The sequence below is a fragment of the Paenibacillus silagei genome (assembly GCF_017874735.1).
GTDB classification, from domain to species: domain Bacteria; phylum Bacillota; class Bacilli; order Paenibacillales; family Paenibacillaceae; genus Paenibacillus_AQ; species Paenibacillus_AQ silagei.
On the sequence record NZ_JAGGLV010000003.1, the window covers coordinates 157875 to 183158 of the forward strand.

The window sequence follows — 25284 nt, forward strand, 5'->3', positions numbered from 1 at the left end:
CCAGTTGAGTGCGTGAAACGCGCGAAATCAGGACCACCCGTCCAACGGTGGTCCTGATTTCTGTTATTAAGAAAGTCCCTGTGCGCGTAGACTACGGCAGACGCAAAGGATTGCCTGCTAGTGTTCTTACTTTGAGTGGTCTGTTCTTTCCAGCAAGATTAAAATGAGTGCTTACTAAAACAATCTAACTCCGAGGCTCTATTAATGGCCGCATCGACTGAATATGAGTAGTCACTGTTTATATTTTTTTGATTATTATTTCCCCATTCCAAATAAATAAAAAATTCTAATGTACCATTGTTCCCTGTAACTTGACTATTGGTAATACCAATTATCTCATAGTCTTCGATAAAGTGATTACATAAATCGGTTAATATATCACGGATGGTATCGATACTGTCGAATTCCCCGCTTCTCCGTATATCAGAAGATGCTACTTCAAACAGAGGTTTAATTAAAGCAATTACAGTCCCGCAATCCCCGATGATTTCTCTACATAATGGCAGGGCATATTTTAATGAAAGGTATGACAAGTCTAAGGTGATTACTTCTGGAGAAGGGAATAACGAAAGCAGAACTTTGTCAGCAAGATTGGTTTTTTCCATATTCACTATTTTTTTATCGAATAGTAGTTTCCCTGCTAATTGACCGTACCCTACATCAACAGCATAAACAAGCTTTGCTCCATTTTGTATCAGGCAATCAGTAAACCCGCCAGTAGAAGCTCCGCAATCCATTACCACTTTTCCATTTACATCAATTCCAAAATCACTTAATGCGCCTGCTAATTTTAAGCCTCCTTTATTTACATACTTTCTTTGATAATACCTTTTAATTCTTACTGTTCCATCTACAGGAACTTTGTCGTTAACACTTATTATTAATTCATCGTTAACCAAAACTCGACCTAATATTATCCATTTTTTTGCCTCTTCAAAGCTATCAAACCAATTTTCCGAAATTAGTTTATCAATGACAGTACAACTTTTTTTATTTTTCTTCATTTGCGAAAACTCCAATTTTAGATAGAATAAGTGCCCTAGTAAAAGTAATTGCGCATAATTATCATTTAAATGTTCAAATGAATAAAATAATTTATTCATTTGTAATGATTAAATTAATAATTTATGATTTTCTTTTAATATTGTAATTAATACCATAGGAAAAAACATGAGTCAATAGATAAAAATGTAACAATATAAATCCGATATTTGTTTAATTTTTGTATTTAATTTTAAATAATTTCAATATTATTACAAATTAGTCGCTTTACAGATGGAAAATGCTGTGATAAGATGCAAATTAATTAGAAAGGAAGTGGTTTTATGTAATTGTAAAATGTAAACTTAAATGTTCATTTGTTTATTTGTTGGAGCGCAATTGAAGAAAACAATTTATTAAGTGAAAACACTAATTCCAAAAAACAAGGTGTGATGAAGCTGCAATTACTACAATATTGCCTGGACCCGATAAAAATCATGATAAAGTTTTGTAAAGCTCATGCCATACTCAAAATAATTTTGTTAATAGTGTCAGCCATTTTGGCACCGTTAAGCTTGTTGCTAACAGAAGATCTAATCGACAGTGTATCTGAATTATACAAAGGCAATGCGGGTTACACCCACGTGGGTCTGAACCTGGTGCTGCTGCTTATCACTATTTTGACAATCTCCCTTTGTACGTCGATGGAGGGTTACCTCAATATAAATTTTGATAGATTATTATTGAAAAACTGGACACCGGTCGTATTGAACAAGTATAAGCAGCTCAAATACAGTTGTTTCGAAGATCAAGAAACGCAGGATACTATATTTCAAATGAGTGACAATCCTAGCGAAAGTATCAAAAACAGTTTTCTTAATATCACGCAGATAGGCAGTTCTCTGCTTTCACTGGTACTACTAAATCTGGTATTTGCAAAGGTTTCTGTCTGGTTGTCAGTACTTTGTTTTTTATTCACGGTCCCCATGCTTTTTCTAAACTATAGAGCTATGACTATCCTCGACAGTCTTTTCTACAAACAATCTGCCGAAGATCGGAAGTTGGGATATTTGTTAGGGTTGTTGACTACTAAATCCTCCCTTTCTGAACTCAAATTATTTGGTGCGGTAGAATATATCGTTAATCAATGGGGAGGGATCAGAAGTAAAGTTTATAAAGAGAGGGTGGGCGCCAATGTAAAATCTCAAAAACTTATCTTTATCAATACTTTATGTGTTATGGCTTGGACAGTGCTAATTATTATTACGTTAGTAAATTATATGTACAACGGACTCATTACTTTAGGACTTTTTGTGGCTTTAATCTGCTCTCTCAATTCGATTATCAGTATATCGGAGCAGGTCTCCTGGGAATATTCCGAATACTCCCGAAATGTATTGAAGACAAAGTACTATAAGCATTTTATGTCTTTGCCTGAAAGTGAAGAGAGCGCTGATCTCAAAAAAGAGAGGTGTTTCAATAGTCCTGAAATTTGTTTCAATGATGTCTACTTTTCATATCCCCAGTCTCAAAAACCGATTCTGCAAGGTGTGTCCCTGACGATAAGACATAATGAGAGAATTGCAATTGTCGGTAAAAATGGTGCTGGAAAGTCTACGCTTATTAAGCTGTTGTGCGGGCTTTATCAACCTGATAGGGGTGAGATCACTATTAATGGTATAGCGCTTTCAAACTTGAGTCAGCATGAGATTTCTGCTCTTTTCAGCGTCGTCTTCCAGGATTTTATGAAATACAGTTTAACTGTACGGGAGAATATAGCCTTAGGGAATATTACAAAAATCCATAACGATGCAGCTATAGATAAGGCCTTGGGACAGGCTGAACCAATGGGATTCCTTAAGCTTACCGGGAAAGGACTGAATACGCCTTTAGGGAAGCTGGAGGATGACGGCATAGACCTGTCTGGAGGCGAGTGGCAGCGGATTACTATAGCCAGAGCACTTTTCGCCGATTCTTCATTTATCATTCTAGACGAGCCAACAGCTTCTTTGGACCCGGTTGCAGAAAGTGAACTTTATCAATCTCTTTCTTTGGTTATACAAGAAAAAGGTTCGATTATGATCTCACATCGTTTGGCAAGTGCCAAATTGGCAGATAAAATCTTTGTTATAGATGATGGGCGGATCTGTGAAGAGGGCAATCATGATGAGTTAATCGCCAAACAGGGAATATATGCTGAAATGTTCAGAGCTCAGGCGAAATGGTATGACATCATATGTTAAAGCAGCTGGCTAAAATATTTAGAATAGCAATGGACTCTTCGCCCGGATCGCTTTTGATTATTGTAGTTAGTTCGGCTGCCGGTTTCTTATATCCCGCAGTCTCAACCAGGATTTTGTCATCAATCTTTCATGAATTTAGCAACACGGCTTTGTTAAATCTGCATAAAATCTATTTTTTCATGGTGCTATTTATAGCGATTTATATCCTGAAAACCATCCTTCAGAGTATCGCCGGGTTATTTGTGTCTATTGGGATTTACGAGAAACTGGGTTATCAGCTTAATATTTATATAGGTGAAAAGTGTACGAAGCTTCCTTTTATCAGCATGGAAACACCTGAAATATTAAATAAGTTAAATAGAGCAAAAGATTGTGTAACGAGAGCGGTAATTCCGCAATTACTTATGATTACAATCAGCGTGTTCTCCAGTTTCATCTCGGTGCTTCTTGTAATCACTCTATTGGCATCCTATAGCTTATGGTTTATTCCAATCTCCTTGCTTAGCGTGCTTCCTTATTTAATAGCCAGAATTATCCGGGGGAAAGAATTTTACTATTTGAAATGGTTTCAGGCCCCCAAGCGGAGATCCCTGGATTATTTCTGGAGTCTGTTCAATAATAAGCAGGCTGTAAAAGAGATGCGTGTTAACGGCAGCGGTGATTACTTGGCCGAGAAGTGGACCTATTATCGTGATGCTGTGTTGAGTCAAGAGTGGGATTTCAGAAGGAAAGATAGTCTGACTTTACTAGTGTGCGATTTTCTCAGGACACTTGGATACTTGACCAGCATATTTTTTGCCTACAGACTTGTTATCCATCATGAGATAACGCTCGGACTGTTTGGTGCGTGTATTGCTGCTTTTGCAATAGTGCAAGACCAGACAAGATCTTTCCTGGTGGAATTTGGCCGTTTTAAAGAACACTTGTTGTTCTCGAAAGACTATCTTGATTTCTTGGAATTGGAGGAAGAGGTTGAGGGCAGAGCGCAAATAAAAGGAGCTTTTAATCAAATTACTATGGACAATGTTTCTTTTCGATACCCGAATAAGACGGATTATGCTCTGAAAAATGTGAGCTTACAACTACATAAAGGAGAAAAGTTGGCAATAGTCGGAAAAAACGGGAGCGGGAAAACCACCCTGGCAAAATTAATCATGGGGATGTATTCATCCAGTAGCGGCAGCGTTTATTACAATGGCACGGATCTTAAGGATATCAATAAAACAAGTTATTATTCCCTCATTTCCTCTATATGGCAGGATTTTGTTACCTACAAACTTACCATCAGAGAGAATATTGCGATTAGTAAGACTCAAAAAATGGATAGCGATGAGGCTATTTTAAATGTTGTGAAAATGATGGGGATGGGGAAGCTTGTCAAAGAAAAAGGATTGGATACCCCTATCGGAAACGAATTCGGCGGGATTGAATTATCGGGTGGAGACAACCAGCGGCTTGGACTGGCCAGAACGATGTTCCGGGATAGTTCAATGGTTGTTCTGGACGAACCAACTTCTGCTATGGACCCGACCTTCGAATCGGAAGTGCTGGAGAAATTCCTGGAAATTTCAGAGAATAAAACATCCTTGGTTATTTCTCATAGACTGGGGCTATGCAGAGTGGTGGACAGGGTTATCGTCATGAATAATGGTGAAATTGTGGGAATCGGGACTCATAAAGAACTGCTTGAGAACAATGCTGAATACATAAAACTCTATACAGCTCAAGAACAGTGGTATCACTAGTCCACCCGATAGTTTTGAAAACTGATTTTAAATTAAATGAAGCGGGAGTGGAAATATGGTATTAAGTGAGCATATTCTCAGTGTATTGCGGGCTAAAAACGTACCTAGTCATGTTCAAATTGAATTAACCAAAAGATGCAACTGGAGATGCAAGTTTTGTTATGCCGAGTGTGATGAAGACGATGGATTAGATACTGCAACATTGTTCACTTTGTTGGACGATTTAAAAAGAATAGGCACGATTGAAATTAATTTTACTGGTGGAGAACCTTTATTAAAGAGAAGATGTATAGAAATATTTGAAAGGGCTAAATCATTAGGGTTTGGCCTGTCCCTTAATACCAATGGTTCACTAATAAATGAAAAAAACTATAGACAACTCTCTGAGCTGTTTTCGAGAATTGAGATAAGTTTGCACTCTGGAATCGAAAGCGAACATGATCAAATCGTACAGAGAACTGGAGCATGGAAAAAGACAGTCGATGCCATTAAATTGTTGACAGAAGCAAACGTGAAAGTGTTGATGAAATGTGTACTCACTCAAGAAACCCTTAACTCATTGAATTCATTAAATTTGTTATCCAAATCGCTGGGAGTCGAACTAGTAGTTGATTATAACATTACTTCAACATACAGCGGGAATACAAAACCTTTGCAATATAAATTAACTAATGAACAGATTTCCAAGTTAATAGAAACGGACAAATCAGTGGTTTATAAAGTATCTGATGATTATATAGAAGAAAATTATAAAAAAAGAAAACTTTCTGATGGCATCTGCCGGGCTGGAAGAACATCAGCTTTTATTGATGCTGAAGGAAATGTATTTCCATGTATTATTTTTAAAGATACAAGTGTGCCGGAAAACAGCGGTGGTTACACCGAGAACATTAAAACAAAACCGTTTGAAAACATTTGGAAGGACAATTCCTTATTTCATGAGATCCGTGCTTTGTCTGCGGCTGATTTTGATAAATGTTTAAGTTGTGAAATAGATAATTATTGCATTAAATGTATAGCGAAAAATTATAAGGCCTCCGGAGATCTTTCTAAACCGCAAAAAGATTTTTGTATCCAGGCTCACAGTACTTATGGCTGTTTAGCAGAAAGAAAATATTGAATATTAAATTTATACTATGGAAAGGAGGTGAACTCAATGAAGAAAACATATTTCAAACCAGAAATTATATCTTATGGTGCACTTGAAACAGTTGTGCTTTCTGGTAACTCAGCAAGTAGCTGTCACACTGCATGCCCTTATTAATTGAAGGTATAATACCTGTTTTTTAAAATCGTCAAATATCCTTCGGGTGGCACTTTCCTTTTTGACGTTAGAAATGCCACCTGAGATATTTGTAATGCAGAAAGGAACCCCGATGCTGCAATTAATTTATGCTCTGTTTTTATTGAGAGAGAAGAAAATGAATGAAGTCATTGAGTACTCCCTAAAGCATAAACGTTTAAATCCTAACCTGAAGAAATTTATAAACGTTACAAAAAAAATGCTTAGCGTAAGCAATAATTCTTTGATTAATAGACATTTAGAACTTGGTTGTTTGAAGAGATCTCAGATCTTATTTTATTTAGCGTGCCGTTATGGTGTTTGTGTAACACTGAAGGTTGGATTCTGGCACTATTATGACAGTCATAACCGAAAAGTACTTTCTGGTCATGCTTGGGTAGAGCTAGACGGAGAGCCCTACTTCGAATCTCAGAGTATAAAGAAATACAAAGTTTCGTTTGAAGCGAAAAATTAGCTTTTGAAAAGGAGATACGATCATGATGTATAAACTTAACGCAAGAGACTTTGGATGGAACAAGATTGATGAAGATTTTGTTGTGTTTACAATGACGGACGAAAAATATCACGTATTTAACGAAACAGCCAAAGACTTATTTGAATTTATTCATGTACACGAAGGTTGTTCTATAGACGATATCAACAATTATTTTAAACAAAATTATGAAATTGAAAATCAAGAACAGCTAAGCCAAGATATAAAAATCCTATTAGAGCAAATGCAGCAAATTGGAATGCTTTACGAAATTTCATGAAAAAGACGCTTAGTTTAGGCAAGTATAAACTTATTGTAACCAGTAAAGATCCAAAATTATTTGATTCTTTGAATAGCTATCCGGATTATCAATACAGTGAGGATAGGAGAATAGACATAAAAGTATATTTTCAAAGTTTTGAGGGAGATTATCCTTATATAAATAAATCAAATTATGTTCTTTCCAAACACAGTGTGGATTTGGATCCTTCTATTATTAAAGGTCATTATGTTTCGCAGAAACTTCCTGCCTCCGATCTTATTTTATTGGAAAACATCATGATTTCAAGAGATTTTTTTCATAACAAATTATTTATTCTATATCGGAAAGATCAGGAGCATTATTTGATTACGGAATCTTTTGTAGAAACTTTTATCGCACAAGTCTTATATAGGAATGGAGAAATTCCTTTTCATGGAGCAGTACTGGTAAAAAACAACTCCTCCATCGGCTTTATAGGTAAATCTAATTCCGGTAAATCATCGACTATAGTCCAATTGTTTGAGGCTTGTGATGGGTTATTATGTAATGATTTTTTTTATCTGAATTTGAAGGAAAAAAAAGTATATTCCTTAGATAAAACAATTGGAGTACGAAAAAGTAATTTAAGATCAATAAATCGTTTTATAGCAAATATTCAAAGTGAAGACTGCTTTATGGGCAACAAGGTTCAAGATTATTATGATATTTCTAAATTTTCAAAGCTGAAATTCTATACGACTCAGACTTTATCCAAAATTATTTATCTGGAGATTAAAGACGATATCGTTGTTCCTTCCATTAATAAGATAAGTAATTCTCAAGCTTTAAGATATTTTCTGGAGAATTCAATTCATCCCTCGAAATTACTGCCTGAACAGCTGAATTTAATTCATTTATATCAAATTTTATCGAAAGATGTGTGTTTTTTTAAATTGTGCCTACCCAGATTCGAGGCGCTTGATTTGGGAGATATTGATAGTATTTTTGATGAAAGATTTATTGAAGAAATATTTAGAAACTAATCAGAAGGATGACTGTCTGAAGGAGAGAGACATTTGCATTTAGTGGAAGAATGGCTTCAAACGCACCTGCGTTCCGAAAATAGACTTTTGTCAATAATCAGTCGTGTAAATTATCAAGAACTATCAGTATTTTGGGAAGTGATGAACGAAATTCCATATGCTGTTATAAAGGGAGAGCCGCTCTCATTATTGGCCTACAATAAATTTGGTTTCCGTGGACTAGGTGATGTGGATATTCTTATTGATCGGAAAAGCATTCCAAAAATGAAGGAGATTTTAAAAACGTGCGGCTTTGAAGCAATAAGCCGAGATGAAAAAAAAACCAATTTTTCAAGAGTATTTTGTCTAGCGTCTTCTCACCAATTGGTTCCCTACGTCAAAGAATTGCAATCTAAAAAAGGCTGTCATGTCGAGTTGGACATCAACTTTGATTTATTTTGGGGGGAATATTCGGGGGAGAGGATCGATGTTAATCACTTCCTGGAAGATGCATCCGAAGTGGAGATTTACGGGCATAAATTACAGACACTACCTCCAATAAAAGCACTTCTACAAGTATGTTTGCATCATTATAAAGAAATGAATTCTATCTACCATTTGGTTAACCATAACACCATAAACCTTTCAATGTTTCAGGATGTCTATTATTTAATCAAGAACAATCTTGATACAATCACAGTCTCAACAATTTATCACCTTAGTAATGAATATAAAATAACACCTTATATTTTTTATGTAATCTATTACACCCAGTTGATTTTTAAAGATCCTTGTTTAAATCAATTTTTAGAAGCGCTCAAGACAGAAGAAGGAGAGAAGCTACTTGATTATTATGGACTAACGGAACAAGAACGGAAAAAATGGCAAACGGATTTTTTTACAAGACTTCAAACAGATAAAAAACTTAATTTGATAAAAAACAATTTAACAGAAGCGGATATCCACAAATTACGAATTAATAATAAAGTATTTAGAGGGTACTGACTAGCTTGCTATATTCAACGGGTGGTGTTTATCTTATGGAACAAGTAAACAAACATAATTATATGACTTCTTTTCTTGACATGGTGCATACGTATTCCTTTTATTTGATGGACAAATATTACGACAGAAAATTAAAAATAGACACAGATAAGTATATTCTCCTGAATAATAAATCCGGATACTCCAATTATCAACCAACGCCATACTCGGCATTAAAGAAACTGTTTAAATATCAGCCGTTTACTCCAAATGATCATTTTGTGGATTTTGGCAGTGGGAAAGGAAGAACGGTTATTTGTTCCTCCTACTATGGATGCATGAATGCATTTGGAGTTGAAATAAACGAAGAAATGCATTCTATTGCGCTGGAAAATGTTTCGAGATTTACACGAATCGAAAAGAGGGATAGGATTTCATTTCATTTATGCCCCGCCGAGGCTATGAATATATCTCCAGATATGAATAAGTTCTTTTTTAATAATCCGTTTGATCTGAAATATTTTATGAAGACTACGGATAATATATTATCTTCGGTAAGAGAATTCAACAGAACAGTTTTTTTGTATTTATATTCTCCGAATGAATATTACACCCGTTATCTAAATCGTAATAAGAACTTTAATCATACTAAAAGAATATCTACAGGTCTGTTTCATATGAACTACCCCTACGTTGATATCTACACAACAAACATTTAATACATTCGATGAGAATAAAGGTGAAATCATGAAAATTCATCATTTAGGTTTTATTGTGAAGGATATGAAGAAAGACCGAATAATTTTCGAAGCTCTTGGTTTTGTGGAAATTGGCGAAGTTGTATATGATTTTATACAAGATAACAATATTATGTTTCTAGAGAGTCAAGATGGCAGTTTGCTTATTGAATTAATCGAAGCAGTAAGTGAAAGGTCGAGCGTTCGAAATTTCAAATCGGGTTATCATCATATCTGTTTCGAAAGTGGAACAAAAATGGATATGAATCAATGGTTTAAAGCTTTAAAGATAGGAAAAATCTTCACAAGACAGATTACAGCGCCTGCGCTACAAAATAGAAAAGTTGTTTTCGCATGCTTAAATAATGGGAGTTTAATTGAGTTTATTTTATAGTGGAGGATACGAAATGGATATTACCTTTGAGACAATACACTCTGCGCTACTAGAAGCACTTGATGTTGCTGTTTTGCCATCTTTAGCTGACAGGAATCGTGATTTGACAGAGGTTGGCTTAGATTCAATTGGTTTTATCAGATTTATAGTAACGTTGGAAGCAGAATTGGGTGTTGAAATTCCAGAGGAATATATATTACTTGCCCGTATGAATACTCTTAACAAGGTGATGCAAGTTCTTTCCACCGTCAAATGAAGGGAGTTCACTTCTTTGGATATTCAAGGTAAGGATCTGAACATTTCAGTTATTTCTAACATAACGATAGAACACTTTTTTGGAATGCATATTAACAGCTTATTTGATACCTCATCTGAAATTAATTATATACCTAGTAATGGATGCTTTGAAAACCGTCATATTGAAGTAATGCAAAAGTCGGATCTAATATTGGTTTGGCTGAATATCAGGAAATTAAGCCCGGGTATACTCTCAAACATAGGTTTCAAAGATGAATTGCAGATAGTTTATAAAGATATACTAGAATACGTCAAAGTCATATATTTAAAGCTGCGTAATGAAGTTAACTCAAAAATAATATGGATGGGTTTTGAAGACTATTTTGATTTTTTGCAAGAGGTTGTTGGAAATATTCTTCATAATTATAATTTCATTGACCGCTTGAATCAAGAGATCAAAGATCTATTGAGTGAAACTTCTGATATAGTTATTGACCTGAAAAGGTTAATATCTTATATCGGAACCAGAGATGCATATGACACCAAAGGATTGTACCGCTGGAATTCCCCATACACATCAGATCTTATCTATTTAGCTGCAAAAGAAATTTTTAAACAGTTTCGTATTTTAAAGAGAAATGAAAAAAAATGTATCGTATTGGACTGTGATAATGTTCTGTGGGGTGGGATATTAAGTGAAGATGGTATTGAAAATATAAGTTTAGCCTCTAATGGCCCGGGACAGTTTTTTCAAGATTTCCAACGATTCCTGTTAACTTTACATACCTTAGGGATCATTTTGACTGTTTCAAGTAAAAATGATTTATCAGATGTTTTAAAGGTATTCAATAGTCATAGTGAAATGATCTTAAGAGAAGAGCACATCGCAAGTTTTCAAGTGAATTGGAACAATAAAGCAGAGCAAATTCAATTAATAGCCGTAGTTTTAAATATAAGTTTGGATAGCATCGTATTTATTGATGATTCTATTTTTGAAGTGGAATCGGTAAATAGCATTTTACCAGATGTTAAAGCAGTACTCTTTAAAAAAGAGAATATTTACAGCAGTTTATCTTTGTTCAACTTGTCGCTTGACTTCGATGCAAATCTTATTGCAATAAGGAATAATACGTATCAATCAAATGTGCATAGGACGGTTTTGAAAGAGAAGACAGCTTCATATGAGGAATATTTAAACGCTCTTGATACAAAAATTAATATACATATAGCAGATGATTTAGAGTATTATCGAATTTCAGAATTAAGCCAAAGAGCGAATAAGTGTACGGTAGGTAAAAGGTATACTGTATCTGAAATAAAAGAGAAAATCAGTACAAAAGGTTATAAATTATATGCAGTTGATGTGTCGGATAAATTCAGCGATTTAGGTCTTGTCGGAGCATTTGGTGTCATACAACTATCTGGAATATACTATTTAGATTTGTTTTGTTTATCTTGCCGGGTATTAGGAAGGAATATTGAAAATCAACTTATTTCTTACGTAAAAACGAATTTTAAAGATATCAAAGTAGAGAGCTGTATAAGAACTCAAAAAAATGATGGTCTTATTGACTTGTTACTTTTGCATTTAAATTAGAGGAGGAAAGTAAATGAACTCTAAAATCTTACCAATGAAGTATCCAATTATAACTTCTTGGCAATGGCAAGCTAATTTATTTTCAATTCTATCCAATTATCCTGAAACACAACCATGGATCTATAGCAATTATATTCAGTTGCATATGATCAGAGACGAATCGCACGACAAAACCTTTGTTGACTTTTATCAATATCCTATATTAGAGGTTTGCCCATGGATTTATAATCAACATCTAAAACGAGAAACCATTTTGTTGTTTAAAAAAGATATTTGTGAGTTTTTTATCGAGTGTATCGATCTTAATAATTACATTTATGGCGTGTTTGAACAATCCTATTTCGGCCGATCAGAATTTTTTCCTCACGATACTTTTATATATGGTTACAATAAGGAAAAGAAAGTATTTTACATAGCTGATTTTTCTATTAAAGAGAAATATTCTTATACAGAGGTATCATTTTCACAAATTGAAAAAGCTTATTTAGCCATTGAGGAAAAAGATGATTGGCTTTTAGATAAAGGAGGACTGCAGCTTCTTAGTTTTAATGCTAAAGGCATATTTGATTTTAAACCCTCGTTGGTAATAGAATTCTTGGAAGAGTTCTTACAGTCTAAAAATAGTTTTGAAAAAAGTTCTTTTTATATAAACAAGCCTAATAAAAGCGTATTTGGATTAGAGGTTTACAGGAAAATAAAGGAGGATTTAATAAATAAGAATACGGATTTTAGACATATCCATGTTATTTATGACCATAAGGTTTTAATGCTTCATCGTATAGAATATATGCAAACTCACGGATATCTTAACCAAGCAGAAGTTATATATAAACTCTATAAACAATTGGAGCAGAAAACTCTTTCAGCAAGAAACCTTTTACTTAAGGCAATTATAACTCAGAATGATAAACAGATGGATCAGATCATTAGATTGTTGGGGGAAATAGAAAGTATAGAAAAAGAGGCGATGAATTTAATGCTGTATAACATAAAGCAGTGTAAAATATATTAATTTAGACGAGTGGGAAAGAAATTATTCCTACTGAGGAGATTACAGTGTATTACGGACTCAAGATAAAGCTCTACAGGTCAGGGAGCATGGAGACCACAACCTTTGATTTGATCTTTTGATTATGGAGTTTTTTACATGGAATATAATTATTCATCTTCGATAAATTATGACAGCGTAATATCTGCCCCCATGCTATTCTATTACTAATACATAATGACTTTACAAAGGGGAAACGTTGATGAAAAGGTTGCTTTATATCATTTTGGCAGTAGGTTTAATGATGAGTGTAACGCTCACGGGAGGGGCAGGTACTTCATCTGCTGCACAAGCTAATAAGGTATTGCGTATCGGTCTGGGAAGTCTTCCTGATCAGCTTGATCCGGCAGCAGCTGCGGATGACAGCACAGTGACGGTTCTCAAAGGGTTATTTGAAGGACTGGTCCGGTTGAATGCGGCTGGTCAGGCCGTTCCGGCAATTGCAAAATCATGGACCCTCTCGAAGGATGGCAGAACATATACCTTTGCACTCCGCGGGGATGCGAAATGGAGCAGCGGGCAGCAGGTGCTGGCCTCGGACTTCGAGTATGCCTGGAAGCGGGCGCTGGCTCCGGAAGCCAAGAATGTTTATGCTTTTAATATGTACATGATTAATAATGCGCAGAACTACAACGAGGGACTTCTGAAGGATACCTCCAAAATCGGCGTAAAGGCTCTGAATAACACCACACTCCAGGTCACATTGAAGGAGAAAACCTCCTACTTCATCCAGCTGCTCGCAGAGAGTATCTATCTGCCGGTGTATGCTAAGACCGCGAAGGCCAACAACCAATGGGCTACAGACATTAAGTCTATGGTAACCAATGGTCCCTTCAAGCTCAAGACATGGAAGAGTAATGAGATTTCTATAGTTAAAAATCCTGCTTATTATGCGGCCCAAGAAATTAAGCTGCCGGAGGTACGTCTGCTGCTGCCTGGGAATCCGACCGCCGCTTATATGAATAAGGAGGTTGACTGGGTTGGAGGCGGAGGGGAGGAATCGGTAGATTATACATCTTTAGATAGCGCATCTTCCCGCGACCTGCATGAAGGACCGTATGCTTCCACCTATTTTTATCAATTCAATCTGACTAAGCCGCCGTTTGACAATCTGAAGATCCGCCAGGCATTGGCGATGGCGATTGACCGCGAAGCCTTGCGTTACGGCAATCCGGCGTTTGGATTGGTGCCGCCAAGTATTCATGGGACCCAGTTGAATTTCCGCACAGAGATGTCGGACAAGATGTACTTTCATGAGGATGTGGCGGCGGCCAAGCAATTACTGAAGGAAGGCATGAGAGAAGCGGGACTCACCAAGTTCCCCAGCTTCACTATTATCGTGAATGAATATATCAACCATGACGTTATCGCAACTAAAGTGATTAAGGACTGGCAAAAGAACTTAGGCATTGAAGCAAGTGTAGAAATCCAAAGCTTCGAGGAACTGCTGGATAATCGTATACATCAGAACTATGCTATTGCAAGAGCGGGGTGGAGCGCTGATTTCAATGATCCGGCCTCGATGCTGGAGCTGTTCAGTTCACAGAATGTCTCCAATGATACAGGGTGGAGCAGTACAGTGTATGACCGTTATATGCAGCAAGCCCGGCAGGCGGCCGACCCCGGCACGCGTATGCAGATCTATGCCAAGGCCGAACAGCTGCTCATGGATCAAATGGCAGTTATTCCGCTGTTTTACACTGTGACTGATTATTTGAGTCATCCGAATATCAAAAATGTATATGTTGACTATGACGGGTCCATAGCTTTCACAAGAGGCTCGTGGCGGTGAAAAGCGTTTAGAATACAAGGATCAGGAGGCCATAAGCAGATTGCTGCTTGTGGCTTCTTTCTTTTGGCCCGGAAGCTCTTCACCAATCGTTCAAAATCAAGCCGTGTCCGTACAGACAACAGCGCATATCTATGTTAATATACGTTATGAATGAATATAAATATATTCATTCATAATCTGGGCAGGTATCAAGAGAACCACTATTTTGTATTCTATTCTGGAGGGACTATCATGAAGAAGGTCATCGCAATCATCGGCAATCAGCAGAAGAACAATACGTACAGAGCGGTCCGTGAGTTTGAAGCACAGCTCCGAACCTACGGGGAGATTGAGTTTGAGTACATTTTCCTCAAGGACTATAGGCTGGAGTTCTGCCGGGGCTGCAAAACCTGTTTCAGTAAGGGCGAAGAATATTGTCCGCTCAAAGATGACAGGGATGTGCTGATCGAGAAGCTGGAGCGTGCGGACGGTGTGATTATGGCGACTCCCAATTACGCCTTCCATGTCTCGGCATCGATGAAGAATCTGCTGGACCGGCTGGCGTATGTGTTCCATCGGCCGCAGTTCTTCGGCAAGACGTATACGTCGATCGTCAATCAGGGGATTCACGGCGGAAATGCGATTGTCAAATATCTTAGCAGCATGGGAGAGAATCTGGGTTTCCAGGTTACCAAAGGGTGTGTGCTTAGTACGATGGAGCCAGTTACCCCGGCAGCCGCGCAGAAGAATGCAGTGAGAATCCGCAAGTCTGCGGCCCGCTTCTACAAAGGACTGATGTGTCCGGTACCGCCGGCTCCCACATTGTTCCGCTTGCTGATGTTCCGGCTGTCCCGGACCAGTATTCAGCATATGCTGGATGAGCGGTCAAAAGATTACCGGCATTACCAGGCTAACGGTTGGTTTGAAGCGGCGTATTATTATCCGGTCTCATTGGGTCCTGTCAAAAGTTTGGCTGGACATCTGTTTGACAGAATCGGTAAAAGAATGGCTAAACGCGCTTAATAATGAATGAACTTAAATATATTCATTCATAACCAGGAGGGTCAACATGAAAAAGAAGTGGAAACGCAACCTGCTGCTGGTGTGCCTAACCGTGATTCTCGTGGGACTAATCGGCTCAGGCGCGGCATTGCTGTATACAGAAAAAGAGCGTCGTGAAGCGCGAAACGTAGAGATCGATCAAGTGAACTTCAACAAGCTGCATGCAGGTGAGTATACAGGTGAATATGCTGGTGGAATGTATAAATGGAGGGCGAATAAGGTGCTGGTTACCGTCACAGCGCACAAAGTTACAGCGATCCAGCTCCTGGAGCATGCGGAGAATCAGCCTGCGGCGTCGGCAGATGAATTGTTCGGCAGAGTGATCCAGGCTCAATCGCTTCAGGTAGACAGCATCAGCGGTGCCACGCTTACAAGTAAAGCCTATCTCAAGGCCATAGAGAATGCTCTTCACAAGAGCGTTGAAATGTAACAAATATTTTGCAATACTAGCAATACCATTATGAGATCCTTACGCGAAAAAAAACCAAAGGAGCAACATCCATATGCATACTGACTCATTATCCGCCATCGCGGCGGGATACCACCATTCTGTTCTGCTCTTGCCGGACGGAACCGCGCGGGCTTGCGGCGAAAATACATACGGGCAATGCGAGGTAAGCGGCTGGCGTAATATAATTGCGGTTGCAGCGGGCAATGCTCATACAGGGAATTCGCATACAGTAGGGCTAAGATCGGATGGAACGGTGATCGCTGCAGGCTGGAATAAGCATAATCAATGCAACGTGGACGATTGGCACGATATCGTTGCGGTTGCGGCAGGCTGGCGGCGCACGGTCGGGTTGAGGGCAGACGGAACAGTGGTTGCGGCGGGAAGAAACAACGAGGGTCAATGTGAAGTCAGTGGCTGGTCGGATATCGTTGCGGTTACCGCAGGAGACTGGCACACAGTTGGACTCAAGGCCGATGGTACGGCTATTACGGCGGGGAACAACCGCTATGGGCAGCGGAATGTGAATGGCTGGCAGGAGCTGAAGATGATCTCAGCGGGTTATCTTCATACGGCCGGACTCAGAGCAGACGGTACAGCAGTAGCTACAGGTCTGAACAAGCGCGGACAGGGTGAAGTAGGCGGCTGGCGCAAGATTAAGGCCATCGCGGCTGGCAGTCATCATACGGTAGGTCTTCAATGGGATGGTAAGGTGACGGCTACAGGCTGGAATGATTACGGCCAATGCGAGGTAAGCGGCTGGACGGATATCGTTGCCATAGCGGCAGGCTGCACCCACACGCTCGGTCTACAGAAGGATGGTACAGTGGTTACGGCGGGGAGTAATGCGTATGGGCAATGTGATACAGCGCTGCTGCATGGTCGATCATCTTAATACAATCTTAATGCCACAGCCGAATCCATAATACTATGCTCATTATGCACATGCTATACTAACGCTACAGTGTACAATGGCTGGCCTATAGATGGGCTTAGAGGGAAGGAAACCTTTAGATGATAGGGGAAAATACAGCGAAGAAGCGGCGCGGAAGGCTGAGGATATTCTTCGGTTATGTACCGGGAGCAGGGAAGACCCGGGCGATGCTCGAGGCTGCCCATGCGGAGCAGAAAAACGGCCAACAGGTGCTGGCGGGCTACATTGAAGCCCATGACAGAGCAGATATAGCGGAGCTTATTAACGGACTGGAGCTGTTGCCGCCGCTGGACATTCCTGTAAACGGGACCACCCGGCGGGAATTCGATCTGGACCAGGCGATCCGCAGGAGGCCGGACTTGATTTTACTGGATGAGCTGGCCCACATCAATGCTCCGGGTGTACGCCACAAGCGGCGGGTTCAGGATATGGAGGAGCTGCTGCGCGCGGGAATAGATGTCTACACTACGGTTAGTATAGAACAGCTGGAAAGTATGAGCGATGTTGTAGCATCCACGACCGGAATGGCTGAGCCAGCGCGTATTCCCGACAGTGTGTTCGAGCGTGCGGACCAGGTCGAGTTCATTGATATCAGTCCGGACATTTGGCTGAAGCGTCTGCATGACGGGCGAATCTTTTCCACGGAGCAGCTCCGGCAGGAGGCCGGTGATCTGTACACTCCCCAGAAGCTGATCGCTTTGCGGGAATTGGCTCAACGGTACAGGGCGGATCAATTCAAACGTTATGAGGGCAGGTTAGGGGAACGGGCAGTGGAAGCCAACTTGTACAGCAGAGAACATATCCTGGTCTGCCTGTCGTCGGCAATATCCAACAAGAAGGTCATCCGCACAGCGGCGAGAATGGCCGAAGATTTGCAGGGGGAATTCACTGCTCTCTACGTGGAGACCTCTCGAACGAAAGAGTTAACGGCAAGGAACAAGTCGGAGCTGCGGGAGAATCTGCGGCTGGCCGAACAGCTTAATGCGCAGGTTGCCACTGTCTACGGGGAGGATGTGCCGGCACAGATCGCCGAATATGCCAAAACCAGCCGGGTCTCCAAAATCATCCTGGGCCGGTCGCAGAATCGCAGCCGCTGGTCCGTCGGTTCGGGTTTCGTAGACAAACTGACGGCTGCTGCCCCGAATATCGACATCTATATCATCCCGGATCAAGAGTCTGCCTTGCAATCCAAAATTCCGCAATATGCCAGACCTCCGCTTCTCACCCTGGCTGATACGGGCAAAACCCTGGGGATTCTGCTGGTCTGCACGATCATCGGGTTGTGGTTCAAGGTGCTCGGCTTCAGTGAAGCGAACATTATCACCGTCTATATTCTGGGTGTTCTATTGGATGCGATGGTTACAAAAGGACGGCTGTACAGCGCGGTGACATCGATTTTGAGCGTGCTGGTCTTTAACTATTTTTTCACCGAGCCATATTTCTCGCTTCAGGCCTATGATTCCGGGTATCCGGTGACCTTCCTCGTGATGCTGGCCGCCTCGTTCATCACCAGTACGTTGACGCTGCGGGTGAAGGAGCAGGCCAGAGAATCGGCGCAAAAAGCCTACCGCACCGAGGTGCTCCTGGAGACCAGCCGGAAGCTGCAGCAGGCCAAAGACACGCCCGCCATTCTGAGCGAGACCGCGCTGCAAATGCTCAAGCTGCTGGACCGGAGCATCATCATCTATGAGGTTGTGGACGATGGGCTCTCGGAGCCGCTGCTGTACAACAAGGATGGAAGTACGATTGACGCTCAAAAGGCTAAGCTGGAAGCGGAACGCGAGGTAGCGGAATGGGTGCTGCGGAACAATAAACGGGCCGGAGCGTCTACCGATACCTTTTCGGCGGCCCATTGTCTGTATCATGCGGTGCGAAGCGGCGATACGGTGTTTGCAGTAGCAGGAATTGTGATGCAGCAGGAAGAACCGCTGGAGGTGTTCGAGTCAAGTCTGATGATCGCCATGCTTGGTGAATGCGCCCTCGCGCTGGAGAAAGACAAGCTGAACGAGCTGCAAAAAGAAAGCTCCCTGCAAATCCGGCAGGAGCAGCTGCGCGCCAATCTGCTGCGCGGCATCTCGCATGATCTGCGTACGCCGCTTACCAGTATTTCCGGTAACGCGGGCATCCTGATCGGTAACTCGGCGGTGCTGAGCGAGGAGCAGAAGCAGGAGCTGTACAACGATATTTATGACGATTCGATCTGGCTAATCAATCTGGTGGAGAATCTGCTGTCGATTACGCGGATTGATAATGGCGCGCTTCATTTGAACTTTCAGGCGGAGCTGCTGGAGGAAGTGATCGCGGAAGCGCTGCTGCATGTGAACCGCAACAAGGAGGATCATGTGATCCGGGTGGTGCTCGAAGAGGAACTGCTGATGGCCCGGATGGATTCACGGCTGATCATTCAAGTGATCATCAACCTGGTGGATAATGCGATTAAGTACAGCGGGTCGGGTTCACATATTACCCTATCCGCCAGACAGGAGAAGGGGCTAGTAGTGGTCGAGGTCGCTGACGATGGGCCGGGAATATCCCCGGAAGCGAAGGCTAAGGTGTTCGAAATGTTCTATACGGCGGACAATGTGCGGGGAGATGGCAGGCGCGGTCTGGGCCTGGGACTTGCGCTCTGCAAATCAATTATTCATGCCCATGGCGGGCATATTGAAGTACAAGATCATGCACCGCAGGGAACGGTCTTCCGCTTCACCCTGCTGGCAGAGGAGGTGAATGTCCATGAATAAACCCATGATTCTGGTCGTCGAAGACGACAAGCCGATCCGCAAGCTGATTACCACAACTCTGGAGACTCAGGGCTATAAATACCATACCGCAGAGACGGGGGAGGCATCCATCCTGGAGGCTGTATCCAGTCAGCCGGACCTGATGATCCTGGACCTCGGTCTGCCCGATATGGACGGTGTGGATATTATCCGGAAGATCCGGGCGTGGTCGAACCTTCCGATCATCGTGGTCAGTGCCCGTAGCGAGGACCGCGACAAGATCGAAGCGCTGGATGCCGGAGCCGATGATTATCTGACCAAGCCTTTCAGCGTGGAGGAGCTGCTCGCCCGGCTGCGGGTCAGTCTGCGGCGAATCCGGGGGGACAGCGAGAAGCTGATGAAGGATTCGGCCTTTTTTGCGAACGGAAATCTGCGGATTGACTATGCTGCGGGCTGTGTCTGGCTGGACAATGATGAGATCCACCTGACGCCGATTGAGTATAAGCTGCTGTGCCTGCTGGCGAAGAATGTCGGCAAGGTCCTGACCCATAATTATATCCTGCATGAAATCTGGGGCAGTCCTACGTATGATATTCCGGCGCTCCGTGTGTTCATGGCTACGCTCCGCAAGAAGATTGAGCGCAGTCCTTCCCAGCCCAAGGTGATCCAGACCCATATCGGTGTGGGCTACCGGATGCTGCAGGCGGGAGACGACAGCCGAGTGATTTGAACCGGCTTACGGAAGCCGTATAGCGTGTTTCATAGTGTTCCTAACCATGCCTGTGCAGGCATGGTTTTTTTGCCGTTCCGGCGGATGATGCGAGAGCGGCTGGAGCAGCGTTCCGGCGGTATTTTAACGTAATCTTAATCTGTAGAACCAAACCCTAATCCTGAACTAATGGCGGGAGTGGTACGCTGAATTCTGAAGTTAACATACTGGAGAGAAGGCATGGAGATGGATGTGTGGATGAGAAATATCGGATGGGTGACGGTGCTGACGGCGCTGCTGGCGCTGATCAAGCGGCATTATGACCGGATCTATCTGCTGCAAGAGTGCACCTATGAGAATAGCGGGGTGTACGCTGCGGCATACCAGTTTGCCAGCGGGGCTTCGGCACGTGAGGTCAGTGAGCTGCTTGTGACCAGCTTCGAGTTCGATCATCAGGAGACGGAAGTGATCCTTGCCTGGGCGCTCCCGCACCGGATGGAAACGGACGGGGGTTATGGTGCTTTTATCGGGGCGGTCAACAGGGTGCTGGGTGAAGAGATTTACCATTCCTCCTGAAGTCTTAATACAATCTTAATGCGCCTGAGGAAACCCTTACCCTGAACTAATGGGAGAAATGATACGCTAGACCGGAAGTTACAAGAGAGAGAGATTACCACAAGGTGAGGAGTGGCAAAGACGATGATAGATGTGTATATGACGGCAATGCTGGCAGCGATATTCACGGTATTCTATGCGTTTGTACAATGGTGCAGCCGTGTGACCGATGAGCAAGGGGGGACGGAGTAATGGCAGTTGTCCTCGCAGCTACTGCGCTGCTGTTTCTGTATTTGGGCTATGCTTTGATTCATCCTGAGAAATTCTAACTACTAAGGAGGGCCATCCGTGGGGATTGTGCAGATTATAGTCGTCATCTTAATACTCGTACTGCTGGTGAAGCCGGTGGGCACTTATCTATATCATGTATTCTCGAATGAACCGAACCGGACAGACCGGGTATTTGGTGCCACGGAGAAAGGAATTTATCGTCTGATCGGGCTGAAGCATCGGGGCGGGATGTCCTGGAAGAAATATGTGCTCAGCTTCATCGTAACGAACCTTGTACTGGTGGTATTCAGTTATCTCTTCCTGCGGCTGCAAAAGGGGCTTCCGCTCAACCCGGGCGGGATTGGCAATATGGAAGAGACGCTTACCTTCAACACGGTGATCAGCTTCATCACCAATACGAACTTGCAGCATTACAGCGGGGAGACGGGCGTGTCCTACTTCTCACAGATGGCGGTCATGACGATGCTGATGTTCACCTCGGCGGCCAGCGGCTTTTCGGTCGCGGTTGCTTTTGTCAGAGGGATTACAGGCCGCCGCTCGGTGGGGAACTTCTTCGAGGACTTCGTCAAAGCGCATATCCGGATCTTCATTCCGCTGGCGCTGCTTGTAACAATGGCGCTTGTAGCGCTTCATGTGCCGCAGACCCTGAAGCCTACGCTGGAAGTCACTACGCTTGAAGGGCAGACCCAGCAGATTGCTATCGGTCCGGTGGCCTCCCTGGAGTCCATTAAGCACATCGGCACGAACGGCGGGGGCTTCTTCGGAGCCAACTCTGCGCATCCTTTTGAGAATCCGGGTCCGCTGAGCAATGTGCTGGAGATCATCTCCATGTGGCTGCTGCCCGCATCTCTGCCGTATATGTACGGGAAGTTCGCCGGGAACAAGCGGCAGGGCTGGATGATTTTTGGCGCGATGATGACGCTGTTCGTGGTATTGCTCGGAGTGAATTACGCTGCGGAAAGTGCGGGCAACCCGGCGATTAACGCCATGGGGATAGATGCTTCACAGGGCAGTATGGAGGGAAAAGAGGTCCGGTTCGGCATCGCACAGTCGGCGCTGTTCACCACCGTTACAACGGCGGCAACCACCGGCAGTGTGAACAATATGCATGATACGCTGACGCCGCTCGGCAGTATTACCCCGCTGACCCTCATGATGCTGAATAACGTGTTCGGCGGCAAAGGTGTCGGGCTGATCAATATGCTCATGTATGCGATCCTCGGCGTGTTCCTCTGCGGGCTGATGGTGGGCCGGACGCCGGAGTTCCTGGGCCGCAAGATTGAAGCGCGGGAGATGAAGCTGATCGCCATCGCGATTCTGATTCATCCGCTGATTATTCTGGTGCCGACGGCGGGGGCTTTTCTGACAGAGCTCGGTAAAGGCAGTATCAGTAACCCCGGCTTCCACGGAATGACCCAGGTGCTGTATGAATACGTATCGTCTGCGGCCAATAACGGCTCGGGCTTCGAAGGACTGGCGGACAATACTTCATTCTGGAATATCACCACCGGGGTGGTCATGCTGCTGGGCCGGTATGTCTCGATGATCGCTATGCTGGCGGTTGCCGGTTCCCTGCTGCGCAAGAAGCCGGTGCCGGAGACCATAGGAACCTTCCGCACAGACAACGGCTTGTTCACCGGCATCCTGATCGGTACGGTGCTGATTATCGGCGCGCTGACCTTCCTGCCGGTGATTGTCCTCGGTCCGGTTGCAGAATATTTGACTTTACGGTAGGGAGAGGGAGAGACGAGAATGAGTACTGTACACAGAAAGAAGCTGCTGACGGGTCCCATCCTGCTAAGTGCTGCCAAGGATAGTCTGGTGAAGCTGAACCCGGTGACGTTAATGAAGAATCCGGTCATGTTCGTCGTGGAGGTTGGGACGGTTATCGTATTGCTTATGGTGCTGGCGCCGGGGTATTTCCATGCGGAGCATGCGGTAGGCTTCAATATTACCGTGTTCTTCATCCTGCTGTTCACCGTGCTGTTTGCTAACTTCGCAGAAGCGCTGGCGGAGGGCCGGGGCAAGGCACAAGCCGATTCGCTCAAAAAAACCAAGCAGGACATCACCGCCAATAAGCTGACAGGATCAGGGGTCAAGCAAGTACCGGCCTCTGAGCTGCGCAAAGGCGATATCGTGGTCGTCAGCCAAGGAGAACTGATTCCCGGCGACGGGGAAGTGACCGAAGGGCTGGCTTCTGTGGACGAATCGGCCATCACCGGGGAGTCGGCTCCGGTCATTAAGGAAGCCGGAGGCGACTTCGGCTCCGTGACCGGCGGTACCCGGGTAGTCAGCGACCAGATCAAGGTGCGGATCACCAGTGATCCGGGAGAATCGTTCCTGGACCGGATGATCTCGCTGGTCGAAGGGGCGAAGCGCCAGAAGACACCGAATGAGATTGCTCTGAACACGCTGCTGATCAGCCTCACGATTATTTTCCTGATTGTCGTAGTCACCCTGCGTCCCATCGCGGATTATATCGGGGTGAAGCTGGAGATTCCGGTCATGATCGCACTGCTCGTCTGCCTGATACCGACCACCATCGGCGGGCTGCTGTCGGCCATCGGGATTGCGGGAATGGACCGGGTGACGCAGTTCAACGTCCTGGCGATGTCCGGGAAGGCGGTGGAAGCTGCCGGGGATATCAACACGATGATTCTGGATAAGACGGGGACGATTACCTTCGGCAACCGGATGGCCAGTGAGTTCGTTGCGGTAGGCGAAGCAACTGTAGCCGAGCTTGCAGCCTGGGCGGCGGTCAGCTCACTGAAGGATGAGACGCCCGAAGGGCGCTCTGTCCTGGAGCTGGCGAAGAAGCTGGAGCTTCAGTATGAGAGCAGCCTCGCGGACGGCGGGGAGTTCATTGAGTTCAAGGCAGAGACCCGGATGAGCGGGATGGATATGCGGGACGGACGCTCTGTGCGCAAGGGAGCGGTCGACTCCGTGAAGAAGTGGGTGCTGTCGCAAGGCGGTGCCGTACCGGCCGATCTGGACAGCAACTCGGATGCTATCGCCCGGCTGGGCGGCACTCCGCTCGCGGTTGCTGTAGATAACCGGATCTTCGGGCTAATCTATCTGAAGGATACCGTTAAGCCCGGGATGAAGGAGCGCTTCGACGAGCTGCGCAGCATGGGGATCAAGACGATTATGTGTACCGGGGATAACCCGCTGACCGCCGCCACGATTGCCCGTGAAGCCGGGGTCGATGATTTTATAGCTGAGAGTACTCCGGAGGATAAAATTGCGGTGATCCGCCGGGAGCAGAACGAGGGCAAGCTGGTCGCCATGACCGGGGATGGAACGAACGACGCTCCCGCACTGGCTCAGGCCGATGTCGGGCTGGCGATGAACAGCGGGACAACTGCAGCCAAGGAAGCGGCCAATATGGTCGATCTGGATTCTGATCCGTCCAAGATCATCGAGGTTGTAGCCATCGGGAAGCAGCTCCTTATGACGCGCGGGGCGCTGACCACCTTCAGCATCGCTAACGATATTGCCAAGTATTTCGCCATCATTCCGGCGATGTTCACGCTCGCTATTCCTGAGATGGAAGCCCTGAACATCATGGGTCTAGGGTCCCCAAGCTCCGCTATTATTTCGGCGCTGATCTTCAACGCGATTATCATCCCGCTGCTGATTCCGCTCGCGATGCGCGGGGTCTCCTATAAGCCGATGAGTTCGACCAGACTACTGACGCGCAACATTGTCATCTATGGTCTGGGCGGAGTCGCTGTTCCATTCGCCGGCATCAAGCTGATTGATATGCTCGTCAGTATATGGATCTAGGGGT

Annotated in this window: 23 protein-coding genes; 22 read left to right on the top strand and 1 reads right to left on the bottom strand. The window is 43.7% G+C overall.

Annotated elements, in window-relative coordinates; genetic code table 11:
• Positions 1-158: 158 nt before the first annotated feature.
• Entirely contained in the window at positions 159-1103 is a 945-nt protein-coding gene (locus tag J2Z70_RS06205) for a TlyA family RNA methyltransferase (protein WP_209870502.1), read from the bottom strand.
• A gap of 330 nt (positions 1104-1433) precedes the next feature.
• Between J2Z70_RS06205 and J2Z70_RS06210 the strand changes: the two genes are divergently transcribed.
• From J2Z70_RS06210 to kdpB, 22 genes are all read left to right on the top strand, one after another.
• Positions 1434-3224, top strand: a complete 1791-nt coding sequence (locus J2Z70_RS06210) for an ABC transporter ATP-binding protein (RefSeq protein WP_209870505.1) — start codon at positions 1434-1436, stop codon at positions 3222-3224.
• Positions 3218-4969 carry an ABC transporter ATP-binding protein gene (locus J2Z70_RS06215; protein WP_209870508.1) on the top strand — a complete coding sequence of 584 codons (1752 nt, stop codon included), beginning with the start codon at positions 3218-3220 and terminating at the stop codon, positions 4967-4969. Before J2Z70_RS06210 ends, J2Z70_RS06215 begins: the two co-directional genes overlap by 7 nt.
• A 55-nt stretch (positions 4970-5024) precedes the next feature.
• Positions 5025-6089 carry a radical SAM/SPASM domain-containing protein gene (locus J2Z70_RS06220; protein WP_209870511.1) on the top strand — a complete coding sequence of 355 codons (1065 nt, stop codon included), beginning with the start codon at positions 5025-5027 and terminating at the stop codon, positions 6087-6089.
• Between the two features lie 205 nt (positions 6090-6294).
• Positions 6295-6726, top strand: a complete 432-nt coding sequence (locus tag J2Z70_RS06225; protein ID WP_209870514.1) for a lasso peptide biosynthesis B2 protein — start codon at positions 6295-6297, stop codon at positions 6724-6726.
• Between the two features lie 22 nt (positions 6727-6748).
• Complete coding sequence (locus J2Z70_RS06230; protein ID WP_209870516.1) at positions 6749-7024, top strand: PqqD family protein; 276 nt, start codon at positions 6749-6751, stop codon at positions 7022-7024.
• The gene (locus J2Z70_RS06235; RefSeq protein WP_209870519.1) at positions 7021-8028 is read left to right on the top strand and encodes a hypothetical protein; all 1008 of its coding nucleotides are present in this window, start codon (positions 7021-7023) and stop codon (positions 8026-8028) included. Before J2Z70_RS06230 ends, J2Z70_RS06235 begins: the two co-directional genes overlap by 4 nt.
• A gap of 42 nt (positions 8029-8070) precedes the next feature.
• The gene (locus tag J2Z70_RS06240) at positions 8071-9012 is read left to right on the top strand and encodes a nucleotidyltransferase family protein (protein WP_342592997.1); all 942 of its coding nucleotides are present in this window, start codon (positions 8071-8073) and stop codon (positions 9010-9012) included.
• A gap of 35 nt (positions 9013-9047) precedes the next feature.
• Positions 9048-9710, top strand: coding sequence for an SAM-dependent methyltransferase (locus J2Z70_RS06245; RefSeq protein WP_209870525.1), 663 nt, complete (start codon positions 9048-9050; stop codon positions 9708-9710).
• Between the two features lie 28 nt (positions 9711-9738).
• Positions 9739-10122: a VOC family protein gene (locus J2Z70_RS06250; RefSeq protein WP_209870528.1), complete on the top strand. Its 384-nt coding sequence runs from the start codon at positions 9739-9741 to the stop codon at positions 10120-10122.
• A gap of 13 nt (positions 10123-10135) precedes the next feature.
• The gene (locus J2Z70_RS06255) at positions 10136-10378 is read left to right on the top strand and encodes an acyl carrier protein (RefSeq protein WP_209870532.1); all 243 of its coding nucleotides are present in this window, start codon (positions 10136-10138) and stop codon (positions 10376-10378) included.
• A 15-nt stretch (positions 10379-10393) separates the two neighbouring features.
• Positions 10394-11956, top strand: coding sequence for an HAD-IIIC family phosphatase (locus tag J2Z70_RS06260; protein WP_209870534.1), 1563 nt, complete (start codon positions 10394-10396; stop codon positions 11954-11956).
• 13 nt (positions 11957-11969) lie between these two features.
• On the top strand, positions 11970-12968 hold the full coding sequence (locus J2Z70_RS06265; protein ID WP_209870537.1) for a hypothetical protein: 999 nt from the start codon (positions 11970-11972) through the stop codon (positions 12966-12968).
• Between the two features lie 238 nt (positions 12969-13206).
• Positions 13207-14796, top strand: a complete 1590-nt coding sequence (locus J2Z70_RS06270; protein ID WP_209870540.1) for a peptide ABC transporter substrate-binding protein — start codon at positions 13207-13209, stop codon at positions 14794-14796.
• A 231-nt stretch (positions 14797-15027) separates the two neighbouring features.
• Positions 15028-15798: a flavodoxin family protein gene (locus tag J2Z70_RS06275; protein ID WP_209870544.1), complete on the top strand. Its 771-nt coding sequence runs from the start codon at positions 15028-15030 to the stop codon at positions 15796-15798.
• 46 nt (positions 15799-15844) lie between these two features.
• Positions 15845-16267 carry an FMN-binding protein gene (locus J2Z70_RS06280; RefSeq protein WP_209870546.1) on the top strand — a complete coding sequence of 141 codons (423 nt, stop codon included), beginning with the start codon at positions 15845-15847 and terminating at the stop codon, positions 16265-16267.
• 73 nt (positions 16268-16340) lie between these two features.
• Positions 16341-17180: an RCC1 domain-containing protein gene (locus J2Z70_RS06285; protein ID WP_209870548.1), complete on the top strand. Its 840-nt coding sequence runs from the start codon at positions 16341-16343 to the stop codon at positions 17178-17180.
• Positions 17181-17299: 119 nt separating this feature from the next.
• A complete protein-coding gene (locus J2Z70_RS06290) occupies positions 17300-19960 on the top strand; it encodes a sensor histidine kinase (RefSeq protein ID WP_209870551.1) in 2661 nt (886 codons plus the stop codon).
• A complete protein-coding gene (locus J2Z70_RS06295; protein ID WP_036728515.1) occupies positions 19953-20669 on the top strand; it encodes a response regulator in 717 nt (238 codons plus the stop codon). The genes J2Z70_RS06290 and J2Z70_RS06295 overlap by 8 nt, the downstream gene beginning before the upstream one ends.
• 237 nt (positions 20670-20906) lie before the next feature.
• Positions 20907-21224 carry a hypothetical protein gene (locus J2Z70_RS06300; protein WP_209870554.1) on the top strand — a complete coding sequence of 106 codons (318 nt, stop codon included), beginning with the start codon at positions 20907-20909 and terminating at the stop codon, positions 21222-21224.
• Positions 21225-21454: 230 nt separating this feature from the next.
• Positions 21455-21532: a potassium-transporting ATPase subunit F gene (locus J2Z70_RS33965; protein ID WP_076154139.1), complete on the top strand. Its 78-nt coding sequence runs from the start codon at positions 21455-21457 to the stop codon at positions 21530-21532.
• Positions 21533-21551: 19 nt separating this feature from the next.
• The gene (gene kdpA, locus J2Z70_RS06310) at positions 21552-23228 is read left to right on the top strand and encodes a potassium-transporting ATPase subunit KdpA (RefSeq protein WP_209870557.1); all 1677 of its coding nucleotides are present in this window, start codon (positions 21552-21554) and stop codon (positions 23226-23228) included.
• A gap of 18 nt (positions 23229-23246) precedes the next feature.
• A complete protein-coding gene (kdpB, locus tag J2Z70_RS06315) occupies positions 23247-25280 on the top strand; it encodes a potassium-transporting ATPase subunit KdpB (RefSeq protein ID WP_209870560.1) in 2034 nt (677 codons plus the stop codon).
• The last annotated feature ends 4 nt before the right edge of the window (positions 25281-25284 follow it).

What these genes read in the sequence shown, in the direction of transcription:
- J2Z70_RS06205 (WP_209870502.1), bottom strand. Translation starts at nt 1,103, where the DNA reads ATGAATAAATTATTTTATTCATTTGAACATTTAAATGATAATTATGCG.
- J2Z70_RS06210 (WP_209870505.1), top strand. Translation starts at nt 1,434, where the DNA reads ATGAAGCTGCAATTACTACAATATTGCCTGGACCCGATAAAAATCATG.
- J2Z70_RS06215 (WP_209870508.1), top strand. Translation starts at nt 3,218, where the DNA reads ATGTTAAAGCAGCTGGCTAAAATATTTAGAATAGCAATGGACTCTTCG.
- J2Z70_RS06220 (WP_209870511.1), top strand. Translation starts at nt 5,025, where the DNA reads ATGGTATTAAGTGAGCATATTCTCAGTGTATTGCGGGCTAAAAACGTA.
- J2Z70_RS06230 (WP_209870516.1), top strand. Translation starts at nt 6,749, where the DNA reads ATGATGTATAAACTTAACGCAAGAGACTTTGGATGGAACAAGATTGAT.
- J2Z70_RS06235 (WP_209870519.1), top strand. Translation starts at nt 7,021, where the DNA reads ATGAAAAAGACGCTTAGTTTAGGCAAGTATAAACTTATTGTAACCAGT.
- J2Z70_RS06245 (WP_209870525.1), top strand. Translation starts at nt 9,048, where the DNA reads ATGGAACAAGTAAACAAACATAATTATATGACTTCTTTTCTTGACATG.
- J2Z70_RS06250 (WP_209870528.1), top strand. Translation starts at nt 9,739, where the DNA reads ATGAAAATTCATCATTTAGGTTTTATTGTGAAGGATATGAAGAAAGAC.
- J2Z70_RS06255 (WP_209870532.1), top strand. Translation starts at nt 10,136, where the DNA reads ATGGATATTACCTTTGAGACAATACACTCTGCGCTACTAGAAGCACTT.
- J2Z70_RS06265 (WP_209870537.1), top strand. Translation starts at nt 11,970, where the DNA reads ATGAACTCTAAAATCTTACCAATGAAGTATCCAATTATAACTTCTTGG.
- J2Z70_RS06270 (WP_209870540.1), top strand. Translation starts at nt 13,207, where the DNA reads ATGAAAAGGTTGCTTTATATCATTTTGGCAGTAGGTTTAATGATGAGT.
- J2Z70_RS06275 (WP_209870544.1), top strand. Translation starts at nt 15,028, where the DNA reads ATGAAGAAGGTCATCGCAATCATCGGCAATCAGCAGAAGAACAATACG.
- J2Z70_RS06280 (WP_209870546.1), top strand. Translation starts at nt 15,845, where the DNA reads ATGAAAAAGAAGTGGAAACGCAACCTGCTGCTGGTGTGCCTAACCGTG.
- J2Z70_RS06285 (WP_209870548.1), top strand. Translation starts at nt 16,341, where the DNA reads ATGCATACTGACTCATTATCCGCCATCGCGGCGGGATACCACCATTCT.
- J2Z70_RS06290 (WP_209870551.1), top strand. Translation starts at nt 17,300, where the DNA reads ATGATAGGGGAAAATACAGCGAAGAAGCGGCGCGGAAGGCTGAGGATA.
- J2Z70_RS06295 (WP_036728515.1), top strand. Translation starts at nt 19,953, where the DNA reads ATGAATAAACCCATGATTCTGGTCGTCGAAGACGACAAGCCGATCCGC.
- J2Z70_RS06300 (WP_209870554.1), top strand. Translation starts at nt 20,907, where the DNA reads ATGAGAAATATCGGATGGGTGACGGTGCTGACGGCGCTGCTGGCGCTG.
- J2Z70_RS33965 (WP_076154139.1), top strand. Translation starts at nt 21,455, where the DNA reads ATGGCAGTTGTCCTCGCAGCTACTGCGCTGCTGTTTCTGTATTTGGGC.
- kdpB (WP_209870560.1), top strand. Translation starts at nt 23,247, where the DNA reads ATGAGTACTGTACACAGAAAGAAGCTGCTGACGGGTCCCATCCTGCTA.